This is a genomic window from Peteryoungia wuzhouensis (genome assembly GCF_003205195.1).
GTDB lineage: Bacteria > Pseudomonadota > Alphaproteobacteria > Rhizobiales > Rhizobiaceae > Allorhizobium > Allorhizobium wuzhouense.
Genome location: NZ_QJRY01000004.1, coordinates 283,212 through 300,498 on the forward strand (window position 1 = coordinate 283,212; position 17,287 = coordinate 300,498).

Annotated in this window: 15 protein-coding genes; 10 read left to right on the plus strand and 5 right to left on the minus strand. The window is 61.9% G+C overall.

The window, feature by feature from the left end:
• Nucleotides 1-20 precede the first annotated feature (20 nt).
• Nucleotides 21-371 carry a flagellar export protein FliJ gene (locus DMY87_RS12915; RefSeq protein ID WP_062279749.1) on the plus strand — a complete coding sequence of 117 codons (351 nt, stop codon included), beginning with the start codon at nucleotides 21-23 and terminating at the stop codon, nucleotides 369-371.
• Between the two features lie 92 nt (nucleotides 372-463).
• On the opposite strand, the gene DMY87_RS12920 is transcribed toward DMY87_RS12915, so the two are convergent.
• Complete coding sequence (locus DMY87_RS12920; protein ID WP_110791847.1) at nucleotides 464-751, minus strand: GNAT family N-acetyltransferase; 288 nt, start codon at nucleotides 749-751, stop codon at nucleotides 464-466.
• A 63-nt stretch (nucleotides 752-814) separates the two neighbouring features.
• Here DMY87_RS12920 and DMY87_RS12925 point away from each other — a divergent pair, with 63 nt between their 5' ends.
• The gene (locus tag DMY87_RS12925) at nucleotides 815-1,318 is read left to right on the plus strand and encodes a paraquat-inducible protein A (protein WP_110791848.1); all 504 of its coding nucleotides are present in this window, start codon (nucleotides 815-817) and stop codon (nucleotides 1,316-1,318) included.
• Nucleotides 1,319-1,403: 85 nt separating this feature from the next.
• On the opposite strand, the gene sciP is transcribed toward DMY87_RS12925, so the two are convergent.
• The gene (gene sciP / locus DMY87_RS12930; protein WP_110791849.1) at nucleotides 1,404-1,679 is read right to left on the minus strand and encodes a CtrA inhibitor SciP; all 276 of its coding nucleotides are present in this window, start codon (nucleotides 1,677-1,679) and stop codon (nucleotides 1,404-1,406) included.
• Nucleotides 1,680-2,080: 401 nt separating this feature from the next.
• Here sciP and DMY87_RS12935 point away from each other — a divergent pair, with 401 nt between their 5' ends.
• Complete coding sequence (locus DMY87_RS12935; RefSeq protein ID WP_110791851.1) at nucleotides 2,081-2,821, plus strand: response regulator transcription factor; 741 nt, start codon at nucleotides 2,081-2,083, stop codon at nucleotides 2,819-2,821.
• A gap of 70 nt (nucleotides 2,822-2,891) precedes the next feature.
• Here the strand turns inward: DMY87_RS12935 and DMY87_RS12940 are convergent, their stop codons facing one another.
• Together DMY87_RS12940 and cysQ are read right to left on the minus strand one after the other, a co-directional pair.
• Complete coding sequence (locus DMY87_RS12940; protein ID WP_110791852.1) at nucleotides 2,892-3,914, minus strand: DUF2793 domain-containing protein; 1,023 nt, start codon at nucleotides 3,912-3,914, stop codon at nucleotides 2,892-2,894.
• 129 nt (nucleotides 3,915-4,043) lie between these two features.
• Entirely contained in the window at nucleotides 4,044-4,838 is a 795-nt protein-coding gene (gene cysQ, locus DMY87_RS12945; RefSeq protein ID WP_110792190.1) for a 3'(2'),5'-bisphosphate nucleotidase CysQ, read from the minus strand.
• 234 nt (nucleotides 4,839-5,072) lie between these two features.
• Here cysQ and DMY87_RS12950 point away from each other — a divergent pair, with 234 nt between their 5' ends.
• The 6 genes from DMY87_RS12950 to DMY87_RS12975 all read left to right on the plus strand — a co-directional run bounded on the left by DMY87_RS12950 (nucleotide 5,073) and on the right by DMY87_RS12975 (nucleotide 12,772).
• Nucleotides 5,073-6,326: a sarcosine oxidase subunit beta family protein gene (locus tag DMY87_RS12950; RefSeq protein WP_110791854.1), complete on the plus strand. Its 1,254-nt coding sequence runs from the start codon at nucleotides 5,073-5,075 to the stop codon at nucleotides 6,324-6,326.
• A gap of 9 nt (nucleotides 6,327-6,335) precedes the next feature.
• Complete coding sequence (locus DMY87_RS12955; RefSeq protein WP_110791855.1) at nucleotides 6,336-6,617, plus strand: sarcosine oxidase subunit delta; 282 nt, start codon at nucleotides 6,336-6,338, stop codon at nucleotides 6,615-6,617.
• Complete coding sequence (locus DMY87_RS12960) at nucleotides 6,614-9,571, plus strand: sarcosine oxidase subunit alpha family protein (protein WP_110791857.1); 2,958 nt, start codon at nucleotides 6,614-6,616, stop codon at nucleotides 9,569-9,571. The genes DMY87_RS12955 and DMY87_RS12960 overlap by 4 nt, the downstream gene beginning before the upstream one ends.
• Before the next feature lie 10 nt (nucleotides 9,572-9,581).
• The gene (locus tag DMY87_RS12965) at nucleotides 9,582-10,133 is read left to right on the plus strand and encodes a sarcosine oxidase subunit gamma (protein WP_110791859.1); all 552 of its coding nucleotides are present in this window, start codon (nucleotides 9,582-9,584) and stop codon (nucleotides 10,131-10,133) included.
• Nucleotides 10,134-10,231: 98 nt separating this feature from the next.
• Nucleotides 10,232-11,488 carry a hypothetical protein gene (locus tag DMY87_RS12970; protein ID WP_110791860.1) on the plus strand — a complete coding sequence of 419 codons (1,257 nt, stop codon included), beginning with the start codon at nucleotides 10,232-10,234 and terminating at the stop codon, nucleotides 11,486-11,488.
• Between the two features lie 165 nt (nucleotides 11,489-11,653).
• Nucleotides 11,654-12,772 (plus strand): metallophosphoesterase, encoded by a 1,119-nt coding sequence (locus DMY87_RS12975; RefSeq protein ID WP_110791862.1) that lies wholly within the window; start codon nucleotides 11,654-11,656, stop codon nucleotides 12,770-12,772.
• 53 nt (nucleotides 12,773-12,825) lie between these two features.
• On the opposite strand, the gene DMY87_RS12980 is transcribed toward DMY87_RS12975, so the two are convergent.
• Nucleotides 12,826-14,559, minus strand: a complete 1,734-nt coding sequence (locus DMY87_RS12980; RefSeq protein WP_110791864.1) for a methyl-accepting chemotaxis protein — start codon at nucleotides 14,557-14,559, stop codon at nucleotides 12,826-12,828.
• Nucleotides 14,560-14,813: 254 nt separating this feature from the next.
• Between DMY87_RS12980 and DMY87_RS12985 the strand changes: the two genes are divergently transcribed.
• On the plus strand, nucleotides 14,814-17,240 hold the full coding sequence (locus DMY87_RS12985; RefSeq protein ID WP_110791866.1) for a GcvT family protein: 2,427 nt from the start codon (nucleotides 14,814-14,816) through the stop codon (nucleotides 17,238-17,240).
• The last annotated feature ends 47 nt before the right edge of the window (nucleotides 17,241-17,287 follow it).

Sequence of the window (17,287 nt, forward strand, 5' to 3'; positions counted from 1 at the left end):
GCATCACGGGAGTATTGCGTATGAAGTCGCGTGAGAGCCTGGTTCGCCTGAAAGGTTTTCAGGTCACCGAAAAGCGTCGGCAATTGCAGCAGTTGCAGTCGATGATGGCGGAGTTCGAACGGATGGCGAAGGAGCTCGAAGCTCAAATCGGCATCGAAGAGAAAAAATCCGGCATCACGGATCCCAATCATTTCGCCTATCCCACCTTCGCCAAGGCTGCTCGCCAGCGCGCGGACAATCTTCAGGTCTCGATCCGGGAACTGAAGGTCCAGCAGGAAGCCGCAGAACTGGCGTTGGAAGAGGCAGAAGCGGAATACCAGAAGGCCTCAGCGCTCGAAGAGCGTGACGGCCAGATGCGTGTTCGGGCCTGAATTAACGATTCAAGCCCATTGAGACCATGAAAAAGGCGGTCGCAGCTTTGCCTGCGCCCGCCTTCGTGCGTTTATGTGCCGGTATGCGACGCTCAGCTCTTGCGCACGTCGTTCCATTCCGGATGACGATCCATCTGCGCCTTCATGAAAGGGCAGAGGGGAATGATCTTCCAGCCGCCCTCGCGGGCAGCCTCGACTGCATGCTGGGCCAGCGCCTGGCCGACGCCCTTGCCGCGCAGTGAATCGGGTACTTGCGTGTGGTCGATGATAATCAGTGTCGGCGAAGCGCGGGAAAACGTCATTTCCGCCGGCTCCGAAATGCCTTCGACTTGGCCTAAATACCGTCCGCCCGAGGCGTGTTCTTCAGCTGCAATCTGCATGTCAGGTCCTCGTGTTGCCGCGATCTCTGGCTTCTGATTAACATCTGTGGTCGTTCGGCGGCAATGCAACGGCGCGTGACACAGCGTTCAGGATGGAGGGGCTTGTTGTCGATCTGGTCGAGAGCAGTGCTGCTCGTTTTCGCGCCCGCCTGTCTGGCGCTCGGGGTGACGCTGCCGCTGATGCGGTTCGAAAGCTTCTACATTCTGAAGCGCGAAGCTTCCCTGATCGAGATTGTTGCCGCGCTCTGGACGGGAGGCGACGCCGCACTGTCAGTGCTGGTGGCGCTGTTCTCGATCGTCTTTCCCCTCGCCAAGCTCGTGCTGGTTGCCGGGGAGAACCTCGCACCCAAGCGTGACCTGGCGTCCGGCTGGATCGGGCGTCTTGTGCCGCATCTGGCGCGCTGGTCGATGATGGACGTGCTTTTGGTCGCAATCGTCATCTTCGCAGCCAAGACCAGCGGGCTGACGGAGGCCTTTACCCAACCCGGGCTCTGGCTCTATGCGGGGTCGAGCCTGATGGTCGCCTTGCTGCACCACGCGCCGAACGCGACCGGCGACAACGAGTAAAACCGGCAGGCGGGGCCATGCCGGTTTCGTGATGGGTCTTTTTCTGAAAAATCTTGGCGTACCGGGCCAGCCGGTACAAAACAGATTAATGGCGATACTGCTGGATGCGGGTGGTGCGCAGGCCGGGGAGGCCATGGTCGTTGATCGAGGACTGCCAGGAGAGGAATTCCTCGACTGTCAGCGTATAACGATCGCAGGCTTCTTCGAGGCTCAACAGGCCACCACGCACAGCCGCGACAACCTCTGCCTTGCGGCGGATCACCCAGCGGCGTGTGTTGGCCGGCGGAAGATCGGCAATTGTCAGAGGGCTGCCATCGGGGCCGATGACATATTTAACTCGTGGGCGGATCATTTCGGTCATTGGACTCTCTATACAAACTCAAGACCACACATCCGCATACTAGGAGCTATGCTTTAAAATTTGCCTAAGCAGGTTGTAAGCATTTGATAATAATTTCTCATTGCGTTCGTCGGCGAGATTCGTCCGAATCCGGCCTTACGCTGCGTAAAGTTGCGGCAAATGCATGGGAGTTATGCACGCTTCCCCGGTAGTCGCAGAGCGCAATTCGTGCGAAACGGGGGCGAGAATGCCTTGGACGTCGTTCATTTGAACCGTCTGCATTCATTTTCTCCCCTTGCTGACGGTATCTACCCCGCAAGATCGGCGACAGGCCCGACTGATAGCTGTTCCGTATTGGAACGATTCTTTGTCCATGCACATGCCAATTCCGGCCGGACGTTCATCCGGTCGAAAGGAGTTCGATGTTTAGGCCGACTGAAGTGGCACGGCGCCACGATTTGGGTGCTCATGCCGAGATGACGGGGAACGACGCAGGATCGTCCGATTCCTTCGCGCGCGAGCTCGTCGCGCTGGGGCGCGCCTATGACTTCGACCACTGTCTTCTGGCGCGCTTTCCGAAGGCCGATAGCCCGGAATTCTCGGCCAACCTGCTCGCGGCATCCTGGGCCGACGAATTGCGCCTTGCCTATGAACATGCGGAGATCTTTGCCGGCAGCCTTCTGGTGCAGCAATTGAAGCAGACGGCGCTGCCGATCTTTTCGGTGGACAATCTGTTTCTGAGCAGTGCGGCGTCAGAAGCCCGCAATCCGGTTGCGGCCCTGTTCGAGCAGCATGCGCCATCAGGTCATCTCGCCTTCAGCCTGCACGACCGGCACCAGACGCAGTATATCCTCGTCTATTCCGGGCGGGCCACCAAACCGCGCCGGGAAGATATCGCCATGATGCAGCTCAGCGCGATGGAACTCATCGATCGCGGCGTGGAAAGTCTCGTGCCGCGGCCCGGCCCGAGGGAAAAGCTGTCGGCGCGGGAAATCGAGTGCCTGCGTTGGTCGGCGGCGGGGAAAAGCAGCGACGAGATCGCCATCATTCTCGACATTTCGAGCCACACGGTGGTCAGCTATCTGAAGAGCGCCATGCGCAAGCTGGAGGCGGTGAATCGCATGCAGGCGGTTGCTCGTGCCTGCCGCTACCGCCTTCTTTGACGCCGGTTTCCAATCATCATCCTCACAAGGGCGTCGCCACAAGCGGCGCCCTTGTTCTTTGTCGCGCCGATCACAACAGGAAGACGCAAAGCTCCGTGCGTCCGTATCCGAACTGATACTGCGCCGCGTTCGCGTGACGCAGCGCCAGCGTATCGCCCGCGTCGAGCCAGACGAGCATCGTTACCCCTGAAGTGCCGGCCGATCCGCTGTGACTGGCGATGTCACTCGCACCATTGCGGCTGACATGCAGCTGATGGGCGGCATCGTCGGACGACACCGTGAGTGCCATGAGATAGTAGCCGGAGGCGGGTACGACCAGCGGCTTGCCATGGCCAGAGGCAAGGGGGCTGCCGAGCGCCATGTCTCCGCCGGAGAGATGCAATGTGTCGAATCCCGTAAAGCTTCCTGCGGCGGGCGTGAAGGTGGCCGGTGCCAAGGCCGCGCGGGCCAGTGGTCGCTGGTCATGGTGGACATAACCCTCCGGCGAGATCCCGATCGCCTGGCGCCAGCCGGTCACGTCTCCATACATCTTGAAGGAGAAGCGGTCTTCGCCGGCCAGACCCATTTCGGTGCGGGCCTGCCAGTTGGACTGGAGGATGATGCTCGCGGTGTCGCCGGTCGAAGCCTTGTTGATCGACAGGCGGTGGCTGTCGCCCGCATGGTTGAAGAGGCTGCCGGGCGACTGAACCAGCAGCCGGTTGTAGGCGTCTGCGGTGCCGGATATGCCGAGCCGGTCGAGGCTGAGCGCCTCGGGCAGGGCAGGGGTCTGCCAGTCGCTGCCGTCGAAGATCTTCACTGTTGCGCTGTCGCGGAAGACGGCCTGCCAGCCCGCCTGCGGGACAATGAAGGTCCAGGCGCCATCCTGGCGCACGGCAAGCGTGCCGTCATGGCCGGCAAAGGCTGCCGTACCCGGCCCAGGGATCCACAGGGTTTCGCCCCCGGCCGGACTTGCCGGCGGATCGACGCTCTCGCCATCGATGACGAGTTGGACCACGGCGTCGAGCCGCAGCAGGGCTTCATTGTGGGTCACGTGTTTCTGCGCCTGTGCGGGCAGGATGAACGGCAGTTCAAGGCGGGTGGTGGTGTCTGGCATCGGCTTCTCTCCACTGTTTCCGGCTGCGGGATGCAGCAGCGGTGATCGAGGGAGAAGTATGAGGCCGCCTTGAAGGTGGGGGATGAAATTGCATCGCCTTCGTTGATTTCATTCTGGAAATTCCAAAATTCATCCCCGCTTTTGCGCGTCCGCCCAGGCGATGAAGTTTGGGTTGGCGAAGGGCGCGTCTTCCTGGCTGTGCTTGCCATAGAGAAGCGGTGTGCCGTTTGTCGTCAGCGTCAGGCCACCGGCGGCGCGCAGAACAGCGTCGCCTGCGGCCGTATCCCATTCCATCGTGCGGCCGAAGCGGGGATAGATATCGGCTTTTCCCTCAGCCAGCAGGCAGAATTTGAGCGAGGAACCGACGGCCCGGCGATCGGGAATGCCGGCCTCGTCGATGAAGGCCATGGTCGCTTCGCTGTTGTGCGAGCGGCTGACCAGGGCGCATGGGGCGGGCGGGCGCAGGCGGGTGCGAATGGGGCGCCGTTCCGTGACGCCGTAGCCGGGGGCGATCGTCAGCCGTTCCGCCGCACCGTCCGCGCCGAGATAGGCGCTGCCGAGGGCCGGTGCGTAGACGACGCCTGCAATCGGCACCCCGTCCCGGACGAGCGCAATGTTGACAGTGAAGTCGTCATGGCCGCCGATGAATTCGCGCGTGCCGTCGAGCGGGTCGACGAGGATGAAGGTGCCGCCGGAGATGTCGGGCAGGCGACCGGCGGCGACTTCCTCTTCGGCGACGACAGGGATGTCCGGCAGGTCCTTGGAAAGCGCGGTGAGAATTATGCGCTCGGCCGCTTCATCGGCCTCCGTCACCGGCGTCTTGTCGCCCTTGAGGCGAATGTCCGGGCCGGCGCTGTAGATATCGAGAATGACCGGCCCAACGGACAGGGCTGCCTTTTCGAACAACGTCAAGATCTCCGTCATCGCAGGCATTTCATTCTCCTCGGGGCATTTTTTCTGGTGCGCATCCTTCGATGTAGAGCGCGAGACACCACTTGTGAAGCTGCGTGATTGCCTGCCGCAAGTGGCTGCGACTTTCGTGCTGCACTGCGGCCAAACCTGTGTCGCATGTCTCAAACAGCATAGATTTTGTCCTGATCGCGCTTGCTCTTTGTGACGCCTATGCGAATGTGCAGCGACATTTGCAGAGGTTGTTCGATGCGTTATTCCGCCCTTTCGATCTTCCGCCAGGCGCTTTCCGGCAACCGGAACTGGGCGCCGATGTGGCGCGAGCCGCAGCCGAAACCGCATTACGACGTCATCATCGTCGGTGGCGGCGGGCATGGGCTGGCGACCGCCTATTACCTTGCCAAGGAATTCGGCATCACCAATGTCGCCGTCATCGAGAAGGGCTATCTCGGCGGCGGCAATGTCGGGCGCAACACCACCATCATCCGCTCGAACTACATGCTCGAGGGCAACGAGCCCTTTTACGAGATGTCGATGAAGCTGTGGGAAGGCCTGGAACAGGACTTCAACTACAATGCCATGGTTTCGCAGCGCGGCATCGTCAATCTCTTTCATTCCGACGGCCAGCGCGACGCCTATGCGCGGCGCGGCAATGCGATGATGATGCATGGGGTGAAGGCCGAGCTGCTCGACCGCGAGCAGGTGCGCCAGATGATGCCTTATCTGAACTTCGACCATGCGCGCTTCCCGATCATGGGCGGTTTGCTGCAGCGGCGCGGTGGTACGGCCCGCCATGATGCGGTGGCCTGGGGCTATGGGCGCGGTGCCGACGAGCGCGGCGTGGATCTCATTCAGCAGTGCGAAGTGACCGGCATCCGCCGCGACGACCTCGGCCAGGTGACCGGCGTCGAGACGACGAAGGGTTTCATCGGCTGCAACAAGCTGGCGCTGGCGACCGCCGGCCATACCTCCGTCACCGGGAAGATGGCGGGGCTCGACCTGCCGATCGAGACACATGTGCTGCAGGCCTTCGTGTCGGAAGGCATCAAGCCCGTGATCGACAATGTCATCACCTATGGCGCGGGACATTTCTATATCTCGCAGTCCGACAAGGGCGGTTTGGTCTTCGGGGCCGACATCGACTACTATTCTTCTTACGCCCAGCGCGGCAATCTCGCGACCGTCGAGCATACGATCGAGGAGGGGGTCTCGCTGATCCCCGGACTGTCCAGGGTCCGGGTGCTGCGCGCCTGGGGCGGGGTGATGGACATGTCGATGGACGGCTCGCCGATCATCGACCGCACGCCGATCGACAATCTCTACCTGAATTGCGGCTGGTGTTACGGCGGCTTCAAGGCGACGCCGGCGTCCGGCTTCTGCTTTGCCCATCTGATCGCCAAGAACGAACCCCATCCCGTGGCCCGCCTGCTGCGCCTCGACCGCTTCGAGCGCGGCTTTGCCGTCGACGAAGGCGGCAAGGGTCCCCAACCGAACCTGCATTGAGACATCGCCATGGCCAGCCTGATTACCTGTCCGCATTGCGGCGTCCGTCCCAAGGAAGAATTCAGCATTCGCGGCGACGCGAGCCCGGTCCGTCCGGCGCCCGGTGCACCCGACGAAGCGTGGGTGCGATACGTCTTTCTTCGCGACAATCCGAAGGGCCGGATTGTCGAGCACTGGCACCACACGGCCGGCTGCCGGCGCTGGCTGGTGGTCGAGCGCGACAATGCTGGGAGCCACGAGGTCTATAGCGTGACCGATGCGAGCACCTATGCGAAGGAGGGCGCACGATGAGTGGTTTCAGGCTTTCCTCCGGCGGGCTCGTCAATCGCGCCCGGACCCTTTCCTTCTCGTTCGATGGTCAGACCTATACCGGTTTCGAAGGCGATACGCTGGCCTCTGCCCTGATCGCCAATGACCAGCTTCTGGTCGGACGTTCGTTCAAATATCACCGCCCGCGCGGCATCGTGACGGCGGGTGCGGCCGAACCGAATGCACTTGTCACGATCGGCAAGGACGGTCGCACCGAGCCCAATACCCGCGCCACCGTGGCCGAACTCTATCAGGGGCTCGAAGCCAACAGCCAGAACCGCTGGCCGTCGCTGAAATACGATATCGGCTCGGTCAACAGCCTGTTGTCGCCGTTCCTTTCGGCCGGCTTCTACTACAAGACCTTCATGTGGCCGAAGGCCTTCTGGGAGAAGGTCTATGAGCCCGTTATCCGCAGGGCTGCCGGTCTGGGCAAGACGCCGTTCCTGCCCGATCCCGATCGCTACGAGAAGGCCTGGGCGCATTGCGACCTCCTGGTGATCGGCGCCGGTCCGGCCGGATTGATGGCGGCGCGGGCTGCCGCGCGGGCGGGACTGCGCGTGATCCTGGCGGATGAGGGTTTCCGGCTTGGCGGATCGCTGCTTTCCGAGCGCGTCACCGTCGGCGGCGTACCGGCGGCCGAGTATGCGGCGTCTGTCGTCGAGGAGTTGAAGAGCCTTTCCAATGTCACGCTGATGCCGCGCACCACGGTGTTCGGCTGGTATGACGACAATGTCTTCGGTGCCGTCGAAAAGGTGCAGAAGCATGTCGCACAGCCGACCAGCGAACTGCCGGTCGAGCGCGTCTGGCGCATCGTCGCCAAGCGGGCGATCCTCGCTTCGGGTGCGGAAGAGCGGCCGCTGGTCTTCGGTGGCAATGACAAGCCTGGTGTGATGACCTCTGGCGCCATCAGGACCTATCTCAATCGATACGGCGTGGCCGCCGGCCAGAACGTCGCGATCTTCACCAATGGCGGTGCGGGTTATCGCACGGCGGCCGATCTGGTCGCTGCCGGTGTTGGCGTTGCAGCTGTCATCGACGGGCGGACGAACTCCTCTGATGTTGCTCCATCAGGCGTCCGGGTGATCCGTGGCGGCTCCGTCATCGACACCAAGGGATATTACCGGATCAAGGGTCTGATCGCCGAACGTGTCGGCCACCAGGAAGAAATCGCCTGCGATGCGCTCGCCATGAGCGGCGGCTATAGCCCGATCGTGCATCTCGCCTGCCAGCGCGGCGCCAAGCCCACTTGGTCGGAAGATCATCAGGCGTTCCTGGCGCCCGATGTGGGGCAGGGGCTGCGGATCGCCGGCTCGGCTGCCGGTCATGTCTCGCTTGCCGCCGTTTTGCGCGATGGCGCTGACAAGGCGCATGAGGCGATCGGCGATCTCGGTCGTCTCGTCGGCACGGTCGACGTGCCCGAGGTTGAGGGCGAATATGACGCTTCGTTCGCGCCGCTCTGGTGTGTGCCGGGCGCCAAGTCCAAGGCCTTCGTCGACTTCCAGAACGACGTGCATGTGAAGGACCTGAGCCTTGCCCAGCGCGAGGCCATGGGCCATGTCGAGCATACCAAACGCTACACGACCGGCGGCATGGCGACCGATCAGGGCAAGCTCGGCAATATAGCTACGATCGGCATCATGGCCGGCATGCGCGGCGTATCGCCTGCCGAGATCGGCACCACGACCTTCCGGCCCTTCTACACGCCCGTGTCCTTCGGGGCGATGGCGGGCACCTCGCGCGGTGAACATTCGCGGCCGGTGCGCACCTCGCCGCTGCATGGCTGGGCGAAGAAAAACGGGGCAGTCTTTGTCGAATCCGGTGTCTGGTATCGCTCCTCCTGGTTCCCGCGCGATGGCGAGAAGACCTGGCGCGAGGCCGTTGACCGCGAAGTGCTGAATATCAGGGCCAATGCCGGCATCTGCGATGTTTCGACGCTCGGCAAGATCGAGATCTTCGGCAAGGATGCGGCGGAATTCCTCAACCGCGTCTATTCCAACGCCTTCCTGAAGCTGCCTGTCGGCAAGGCCCGCTACGGGCTGATGCTGCGCGAAGACGGGATGATCTACGACGACGGCACGACGAGCCGGTTGTCGGACGAGCATTTCTTCATGACCACCACGACCGCCTATGCCGGCGAGGTGATGACGCATCTGGAATTTTGCGCCCAGGTTCTCTGGCCGGATCTCGAGGTGCGCTTCGTCTCCTCCAGCGATCAGTGGGCGCAGATGTCGGTCGCGGGACCCAAGGCTCGCATCATCCTCGAACAGATCATCGAGGACGATATCTCCGACGAAGCCTTCCCCTTCCTCTCGGCGCGCGAAGTGCTGCTCAAGGGCGGCTTGAAGGCGCGGCTCTTCCGCATCTCCTTTTCCGGCGAACTCGCCTTCGAAGTGGCGGTGCCGGCCAATTACGGTGAGGCCGTTGCCGATGCGATCATGGCGGCCGGCAAGCCGCATGGCATCTGCGCTTACGGTGTCGAGGCGCTGAACGTGCTGCGCATCGAAAAGGGCTTCATCACCCACAGCGAAATCGATGGACGCACGACGCCCGACGATGTGGGTCTGGGCAAGATGTTCTCGACGCAGAAGCCTGATTTCATCGGCAACCGGCTGTCGAGCCGCTTCGGCCTGACCGCTGCCGACCGTCCGCAACTCGTCGGCCTAAAGCCGGTCGATCACGACAAGGCGTTCAAGGCGGGCGCGCATCTGCTCAAGGAAAACATCCGGCCGTCGACCCATAACGATCAGGGCTGGGTGTCCTCCGTCTGCCATTCGCCGACGCTCGGCCACACGATCGGCCTTGCCTTCCTGAAATCCGGCCGCGAGCGGCTGGGCGAGAAGATCGTCGTCTGGGACGGCTTGCGCGGTTCGGAAGTGCTGGCCGAGGTCGTCAGCCCTGTCTTCTACGACCCCGACAACAAGAAACTGAATCTGTGAGGATCCTGCCATGCCGGTGACCTATGCTGCCCGTCACGTGCTCGAGGACCACATTTCCGGTTTCGAGGCGACGCCGAACCCGCATCATCTGGCGATCCTGCGGTCGCCGGTGATCTTCTCGGTGCTGGTCCATGCCGGGCATGAGCGCGATATCGAGGACGCACTCAACAATCTTGAGGACGTGCATGTGCGCGTTTGCGGACCGGGAGAGTGGCTGCTGGCTGGCGAGAGCGTGACGGCCGACACGCTTGCCCGGCAGTTGGCGGATCTTGGCGCGTCACGCGTGTCGTTTCTCGACCAGAGCGACGGGCGCGTGGTGCTCAGCCTCGGTGGCCCGCATGTGCGTGGCATCCTCGCCAAATGCACGGCCCTCGATCTTCATTCCGACGCCTTCGAAATCGGGCAGTCGACCAACTGTCAGATCTGCCATGTCGCCGCCAACCTCGCCCGGACGGGTCAGGACACATTCGAAATCGTCGTGATGCGCAGCTTTGCCGGCTTCCTGTTCGACGAGGTTTGCGAGATGGGCAAGGAATTTGCGCTGACGGCGGGGTTTGCGTAAGTCGGGTCAGTTTGCCTGTGACGCCTGACCTTGAGGGCGACTGTCGACGATACTACTCCTGAGGGGACCGAGTGTGCCGAGGCTAGGAGGGCGTGGTCTTGCAGCAGGTTTCGAAATACATGGTACTCGCGACCGACGTCGCCCATATCGTGCTTTTTCATCCTGATGACCTGGGACATGCCGAGCATTGGCCGATCGCCTGGTATGCCGAGACCTTCATCTATCCCGTTGAAAGTGCTGCCGGGCGGCTGATTGCCTGGTGCACCGGATCAGACGGTGTCTTCAAATTGCGGCTGACGACGGGCGATCTCAGCGAAAGGGAAAGGGCGTTTTCCGGGCCGAGCTTTGTGTTTCCCTATCGTGTCCGTCATGGCAGGGTTTTTGTCGACAATTCGGATGGTCTGCCGGGTGTCGAGAAGATGACCGATCCTTCGGCAAGCCCGGAGCTCTGGTTCGACCTTGCCGACGGCGACTATGCCGTGACCGTCACGGCTGTCGAGTGGGAGGCAGAGCCTAGCGCCCGTGACGAGGGGCACGAGACCTTGCCCAATTATGTCGTCGCTTTTGCGCCTCTCGACGGACGCTCGATCAAGCCTGCACGGAGGCCGCCGGACCTGATCGGATCGCGCGATGCGCTTGCCCGCGATGAACCATTCGGTTCCCGACCCTATCCGCCTGATCCTGTTGACTTCACCCGGCTCTATCCGGCCTTCGCCGCAGCCGATGTCGCGCCCGTCGGTCGTGCCTTCGAGAGCCGAGGTGAGGCGCCGGTCGAGGCTGCGGTGCCGCCAGGGGGCGATGATTTCGCGGTCTTCGATATACGCTTCGTCATCGCTGCGGATCTTGTGCCCGGCGCACCGGCTGTCCTTGCCTCCTGCCATGGGGTGCGAGGACGCCCGCAGGATGAAAAAGTCTTCAGTTTCAAGTCTGAACACGTCGTCGCAATCGTCTCGGTCGAGGGCTTTTGCCGCAACGGCGACTTCTCGAAACCCGAAAGGCACTGGATCTTTGGTCGGCGCCGTGAACCGCTGCCGACGGATGCCTTGGCGACGGTAAAGATTGCGCCGCGTGCTTTTGCCGAGGATGGTCCGGCGCGTGTCGATCTCGTTGCCTTGAAAGCACAGATCCTCGCAGATCTCGAAGGCGGGGGCGTTCTGGGGACGCGCCTCGGCGGCGTTGCAGGCTATGAGGCACTGCGGCTCGCGGCTACAGAAGAGGCCGACCTCCTCGCCGACTGGCTGCTCGATCATCTGCCGCTTTCGGGCCGGGACCGATTGGCCATCAGCCTCCTGCCGATCAATGATCGTTTCGCCGCCCTGGAACAGTCCTATCGCGCATTTCGCGACGATGTTTGAAGAGGCTTCGCAGCAGCGTGCCCGCGTTCTGGAAACGGTGAACATGCTGCTTGCACTTGTCGTTGCCGTCATTCGCCCCATATGCGCTGAACCGTTCTCACCCCATGGTCAGCGACCGGCAGCGCCTGCTGTTCTGGTCCATCGCTGCAGTTCCCGGTTCTCCTGATGTTTCATCTGATGTTCTCCCTGCCATGGCTGATCGTAGCCTCCCGCTTCATCGCGCCCTTGCCGTGGCCGTGGTGGGTCAAGCTTTTGCTTGCCGTCTTCCTGCTGTTTGCCTCGCAATATCACCTGTTCAGCCGCTTCACCTCCGGCTCTGTCTTCGCGCCCGAATTTCCGCGGCCGCTGGTGATTGCCTTCAACCTGTTCTTCGGGGCGATCGTGCTGCTGGCGGCGATGCAGGTGGTGCTCGATCTGGTGAGCCTGGTGATCTTTGCCGTGAGATGGACGTTTCCAGCGGTGCCGCCTGAGGTTCGATACACCATGGGCATCGCCGCATTGGCGCTCGCTGGTTTCGGGATCAGCCAGGCGATCCGTGTGCCGGCGGTGAAACGTATCGAGGTGACCATCCCGGGACTTGCCGCTGAGCTTGATGGCTACCGGATGGTACAACTGACAGACATGCATATCAGCCGTCTCTTTACCGGCCAATGGGCGCATGCGGTGGTCGAGAAGACCAATGCGCTCGATGCCGACCTGATCGTCATCACCGGTGATCTCATCGACGGCAGTCTCGACATCCGCCGCGAGGATATCGCGCCGCTTGCCGGACTGAGGGCGCGTGACGGCGTGCTGACGGTGCCGGGCAATCACGAATATTTCTTCGATGTCGATCGCTGGCTCGGCCATTTCCCCTCGCTCAACATGCGGATCCTTGCCAATGAGCATCACGTCATCGAGCGGGGGGAGGGCAGGCTCGTGATCGCCGGTGTGACGGATCTTTCCGCGCGGTTTACCGGCGCGGTGGAGCCTGATCTGGGGCGGGCGTTGCATGGTGCGCCTGCGGATGCACCCGTCATCCTTCTCGATCACCAGCCGCGAATGGCAGAGCGGGCGGCGAAGAGGGGTGTTGCCTTGCAGCTTTCGGGCCATACCCATGGCGGCATGGTGCGCGGCCTCGACCGGATCGTCGCGCGTGCCAACAATGGCTATGTCTCCGGCTTCTATCAGGTCGGTGGCATGCAGCTCTATGTGAACAACGGCACGGGGCTGTGGCCAGGCTTTGCGCTCAGGATCGGCGTGCCGGCGGAGCTGACGGAGTTTACGCTGCGCTCGGCGCCCTGAAAGGGTTGCTCTGACGAGCCGGCCTGGCTTTCACCGGGCCGGCTTTCACTTCCTCACGAGGCGGCGCGATAGCGGGTCGTACCAAGCTTCGAGGCGCGCTCTGCCTCAGTCCAGACGGTCTTTTCGCCTTCGCGGAGCTCGCCGCGCCGGTTGAGCTTGAAGCGATTGACCAGTTCTGCGAGGACCGTGGCGCCGTCTGACACCGCACGGCTGATGTCCGTCGACTGGGCGACCATGGCCGCGTTCGCCTTCGTCATTGCGTCGACCTCGGTCACTGCGCCGTTGATCGCTTCCAAAGCGGCTGCCTCTTGCGATGCAGAGGTGGCGATGCGGTCGACGTTCTGGTCGATCGCCGAGACGAATTTTTCGATTTCCTGCAGCGCGCGGCCGGTCTCGCCGACGAGCCTGACGCCTTCCTGCACTTCGCTTGCCGACGTGTTCACCAGCGTCTTGATTTCCTTGGCGGCATTGGCCGAACGCTGGGCAAGCGCGCGGACTTCCTGTGCCACGACGGCGAAGCCCTTGCCGGCGTCGCCCGCGCGGGCGGCCTCGACGCCTGCGTTCAGCGCCAGCAGATTGGTCTGGAAGGCGATTTCATCAATGACGCCGATGATCTTGCCGATCTCGTTGGAGGCGCCTTCAATCCGCTCCATGGCGCTGACCGTGTCTCTGACAACGGAAACCGAAGACGTTGCTGCGGCCTGGGCCTCGGTGGCGATCCTGCGGGTTTCGAGGGTGCGTTCGGTCGCCGCACGAAGCTTCATCGTGGCTTCGGACAGCGCCGACGCGGTCTGCTCGAGGGCCGCGACCTGCTGGTTGGTGCGTTCCGAAAGCTCTTCCGCCGAATGCTTCATCGTATTGCCGTTGCGGGCAAGGTCGTGCGTCTGGTCGAGGACGCCCGACAAGGTTTGCTGAAACGCGCCGATCGAGGCATTGAAGTCGCGCCGCAGCGGCTCGAATTCGGCGCTGAACGGATGATCCAGCGTCATACGGATATTGCTGTCGGCGAGGCGGCCGAGCCCGGCGCCGAGTTCCTCGATCACCCGGAACCGTTCGGTGACGTCGGTCGCAAACTTCACCACCTTCAGGACCTTGCCGTCAGCATCCATGATCGGATTGTAGGAGGCCTGGATGTGGATCCGTTTTCCACCTTTGCCATAGCGGGTGAACTGGTCGGCAACGAAACGGCCTTCGCCGAGGCCGCGCCAGAAATCGCGATAGGCCTGCGACGACGCGTAGTCGGCATCACAGAAGATCTGGTGGTGGCGCCCGACGATCTCGGACAGGCTGTAACCCATCGTGCCGAGGAAGTTCTCGTTGGCATGAAGGATCTCGCCGGTCGGCGTGAATTCGATAATGGCCTGGGCCCGGTCGAGGGCTGCGAGCTTTCCTTCCGCATCCAGCGCCTTCAGCTTCATCGCGGTGATGTCGGTTGCGAACTTGACAACCTTGTGGGGACGTCCTGCCTTGAGGACAGGGTTGTAGGTTGCCTCGATCCAGATCTCGCGGCCGCCCTTGGCAACGCGCTTGTATTGCCGCTGATCGAAGTTGCCGGCGGCGAGGTTGCGCCAGAACTGCTTGTACTCCACGGAACCGGCTTCGAGCGGCGTCACGAACATGCGATGATGCTTGCCGACGATCTCGTCGAGCCGGTAGCCCATGGCCTTCAGGAAGTTTTCGTTTGCGTGGAGAATATGGCCTTCCAGATCGAATTCGATGATGGCCTGCGATTTTTCGAGAGCGTTCAAAATGGAGCGGGCATCGCTGCCGAAGGCGAAGAGGGACATGTAGATCTCTGTAGAGCGGGGCGGCGGAGTGGGGGAAAAGTGATGTGATACGATTATAGATGATAACTTGAGAATCCATTAAAATATGGGGGTGTGTCTGATCCGGTTGACACAGGATCTCGCTCACGGACGCCGCCCAGAGAACACTTGGTATTACCGATGCGACATGTTTCGTCGCAGCATGGTCTTCTGGCTTTCATGTGTGCGATCTAGCTTTGTCGCATCAATCTTTGCTGCCAAGGGAGCGTCTTTCCATGAAGAGCCATGCGCGTGTCGTCGTCATCGGCGGAGGTGTCGTCGGGTGTTCGGTGTTGTACCACCTGACCAAGTTCGGCTGGACCGACGTGGTGCTTCTGGAACGCTCGGAGCTGACCTCCGGATCCACCTGGCATGCGGCGGGCGGCATGCACACGATCAACGGCGATCCGAACGTCGCCAAGCTGCAGAAATACACGGTCGAACTCTACAAGGAGATCGAGGAATATTCTGGCCAGGACATCGGCCTGCACATGACCTCGGGCCTGATGCTGGCGGCCACCAAGGAGCGCTTCGACTGGATGAAGTCGCTCTTGGCAAAGGGCAAATATGCCGGCGGTGAGGCGACGCTGATTTCGGCGCAAGAAGCCCATGAGATGATGCCGCTGCTCGATCCCAAGCAGTTTGTCGGCGCCGTCTTTGATCCGCATGAAGGCCATCTCGACCCCTATGGTACGACGCACGCCTATGCGAAGTCGGCGAAGAAGAACGGTGCCGAGATCTATCTGCACACCAAGGTCGAGGATCTGGTGCAGCTGGAAGACGGCACCTGGCGGGTGATCACCGACAAGGGTGAGATCCGGGCCGAGCATGTCGTCAATGCCGCCGGTCTCTGGGCGCGCGAAGTCGGTCGCATGGTCGGGCTGGAGCTGCCCGTGCTTGCCATGGAGCACATGTATCTGATCACCGAGGACATGCCCGAGGTCATCGAGTTCAACAAGACGACGGGCAAGGAGCTGATGCACTGCGTCGACTTCGACGGCGAGATCTATATCCGTCAGGAGCGCAACGGCATGCTGATGGGCACCTATGAAAAGGACTGCCGTCCGTGGTCGCCGATCGAGACACCCTGGACCTTCGGCCACGAGCTTCTGGCCGAAGACCTGGAGCGCATCACCAACGAGCTCGAAATCGGCTTCCGCCATTTCCCGGCCTTCAACAATGCCGGCATCAAAAAGATCATCAACGGCCCCTTCACCTTCTCGCCGGATGGTAACCCGCTCGTCGGCCCCGTGCGCGGCATGACGAATTTCTGGTCGGCCTGCGCTGTCATGGCGGGCTTCAGCCAGGGCGGCGGCGTGGGGCTGGCGCTTGCCAACTGGATCATCGAGGGCGATCCGGGCTTCGATGTCTTTGCCATGGATGTCTGCCGCTACGGCGATTATGCGACGCTTGCCTATACCAATGCCAAGGTGCGCGAAAACTATTCCCGTCGCTTCTCGATCCGCTATCCGAACGAAGAACTGCCGGGCGCGCGTCCGCTGCTGACGACGCCTGTCTATGACAAGCTGAAGGCGGCCGGTGCCGTGTTCGGCGCGTCCTATGGTCTGGAAACGCCGCTGTGGTTTGCACCTGAGGGTGTCGAGGACAAGTTCTCCTGGCGCCGTTCGACCGACTTCGAGGCGGTGGGTCGCGAGGCGAAGGCCGTGCGAGAGAGCGTCGGCCTGATGGAAACCTCGGGCTTTGCCAAATACATGGTGAGCGGGGAGGGGGCCAAGGACTGGCTCGACCATATGCTCGCCGGCAAGATCCCGGCGGTTGGCAGCATGGCGCTTGCGCCCATGCTCAACGAGGCGGGCAAGCTGATCGGTGATTTCACCGTCGCCAACATGGACGACGAGGATTTCCTCGTCATCGGATCGGGCATCGCGGAAGACTATCACATGCGATGGTTCGAGCAGCATCTGCCCGATGACGGTTCCGTTGATGTCGAGCCGCTCAATCTCGGCCTGCTCGGGTTGTCGATTGCCGGGCCGAAGGCGCGCGACGTGCTGGCCAAGCTCACGCATCTCGATGTCTCCGACGCGGCCTTCCCGTTCATGGCGATCCGCGAGATGGATCTCGGCATGGCGCCGGCGATTGTCGGGCGCGTCAGCTATACCGGGGACCTCGGCTATGAAATCTGGATGCGACCGGAATATCAGCGTTATCTCTTCGAGACCCTGATGGAGGCTGGTGCCGAGTTCGGCATTTCGCTGTTCGGGCTTCGGGCGCTGAATGCGCTGCGTCTCGAAAAGGCCTTCGGCAGCTGGTCACGTGAATACCGGCCGCTCTATGGACCCTATGAGGCCGGGCTGGGTCGTTTCGTCGCCTTGAAGAAACCGGCCGATTTCATCGGCAAGAAGGCGGCGATGGAAGAAAAGCTGTCGGGCGGCACGCTTCGGCTGAAGACCTTCATTGTTGAGGCGAAGGATGCCGATGTCATCGGTGACGAGCCGATTTCCTACAAAGGTGAGGTCTGCGGCTGGGTCACCTCCGGCGGCTTTGCGCATGCCAGCGGTGTGTCCGTCGCACTCGGCTATGTACCCAAGGAGATCGCAGATGAGCTTGACGGCTGGAGCGTGGAAATTCTTGGGGACATCCTTCCCGCCCGGCTGCAGCCGCAGCCGCTTTTTGACGCAAATGGGTCGCGAATGAGAAACTGAACCGTTTTCGGCAAAAATGGGCTTGCATTAGCTTACCTTCACATTCA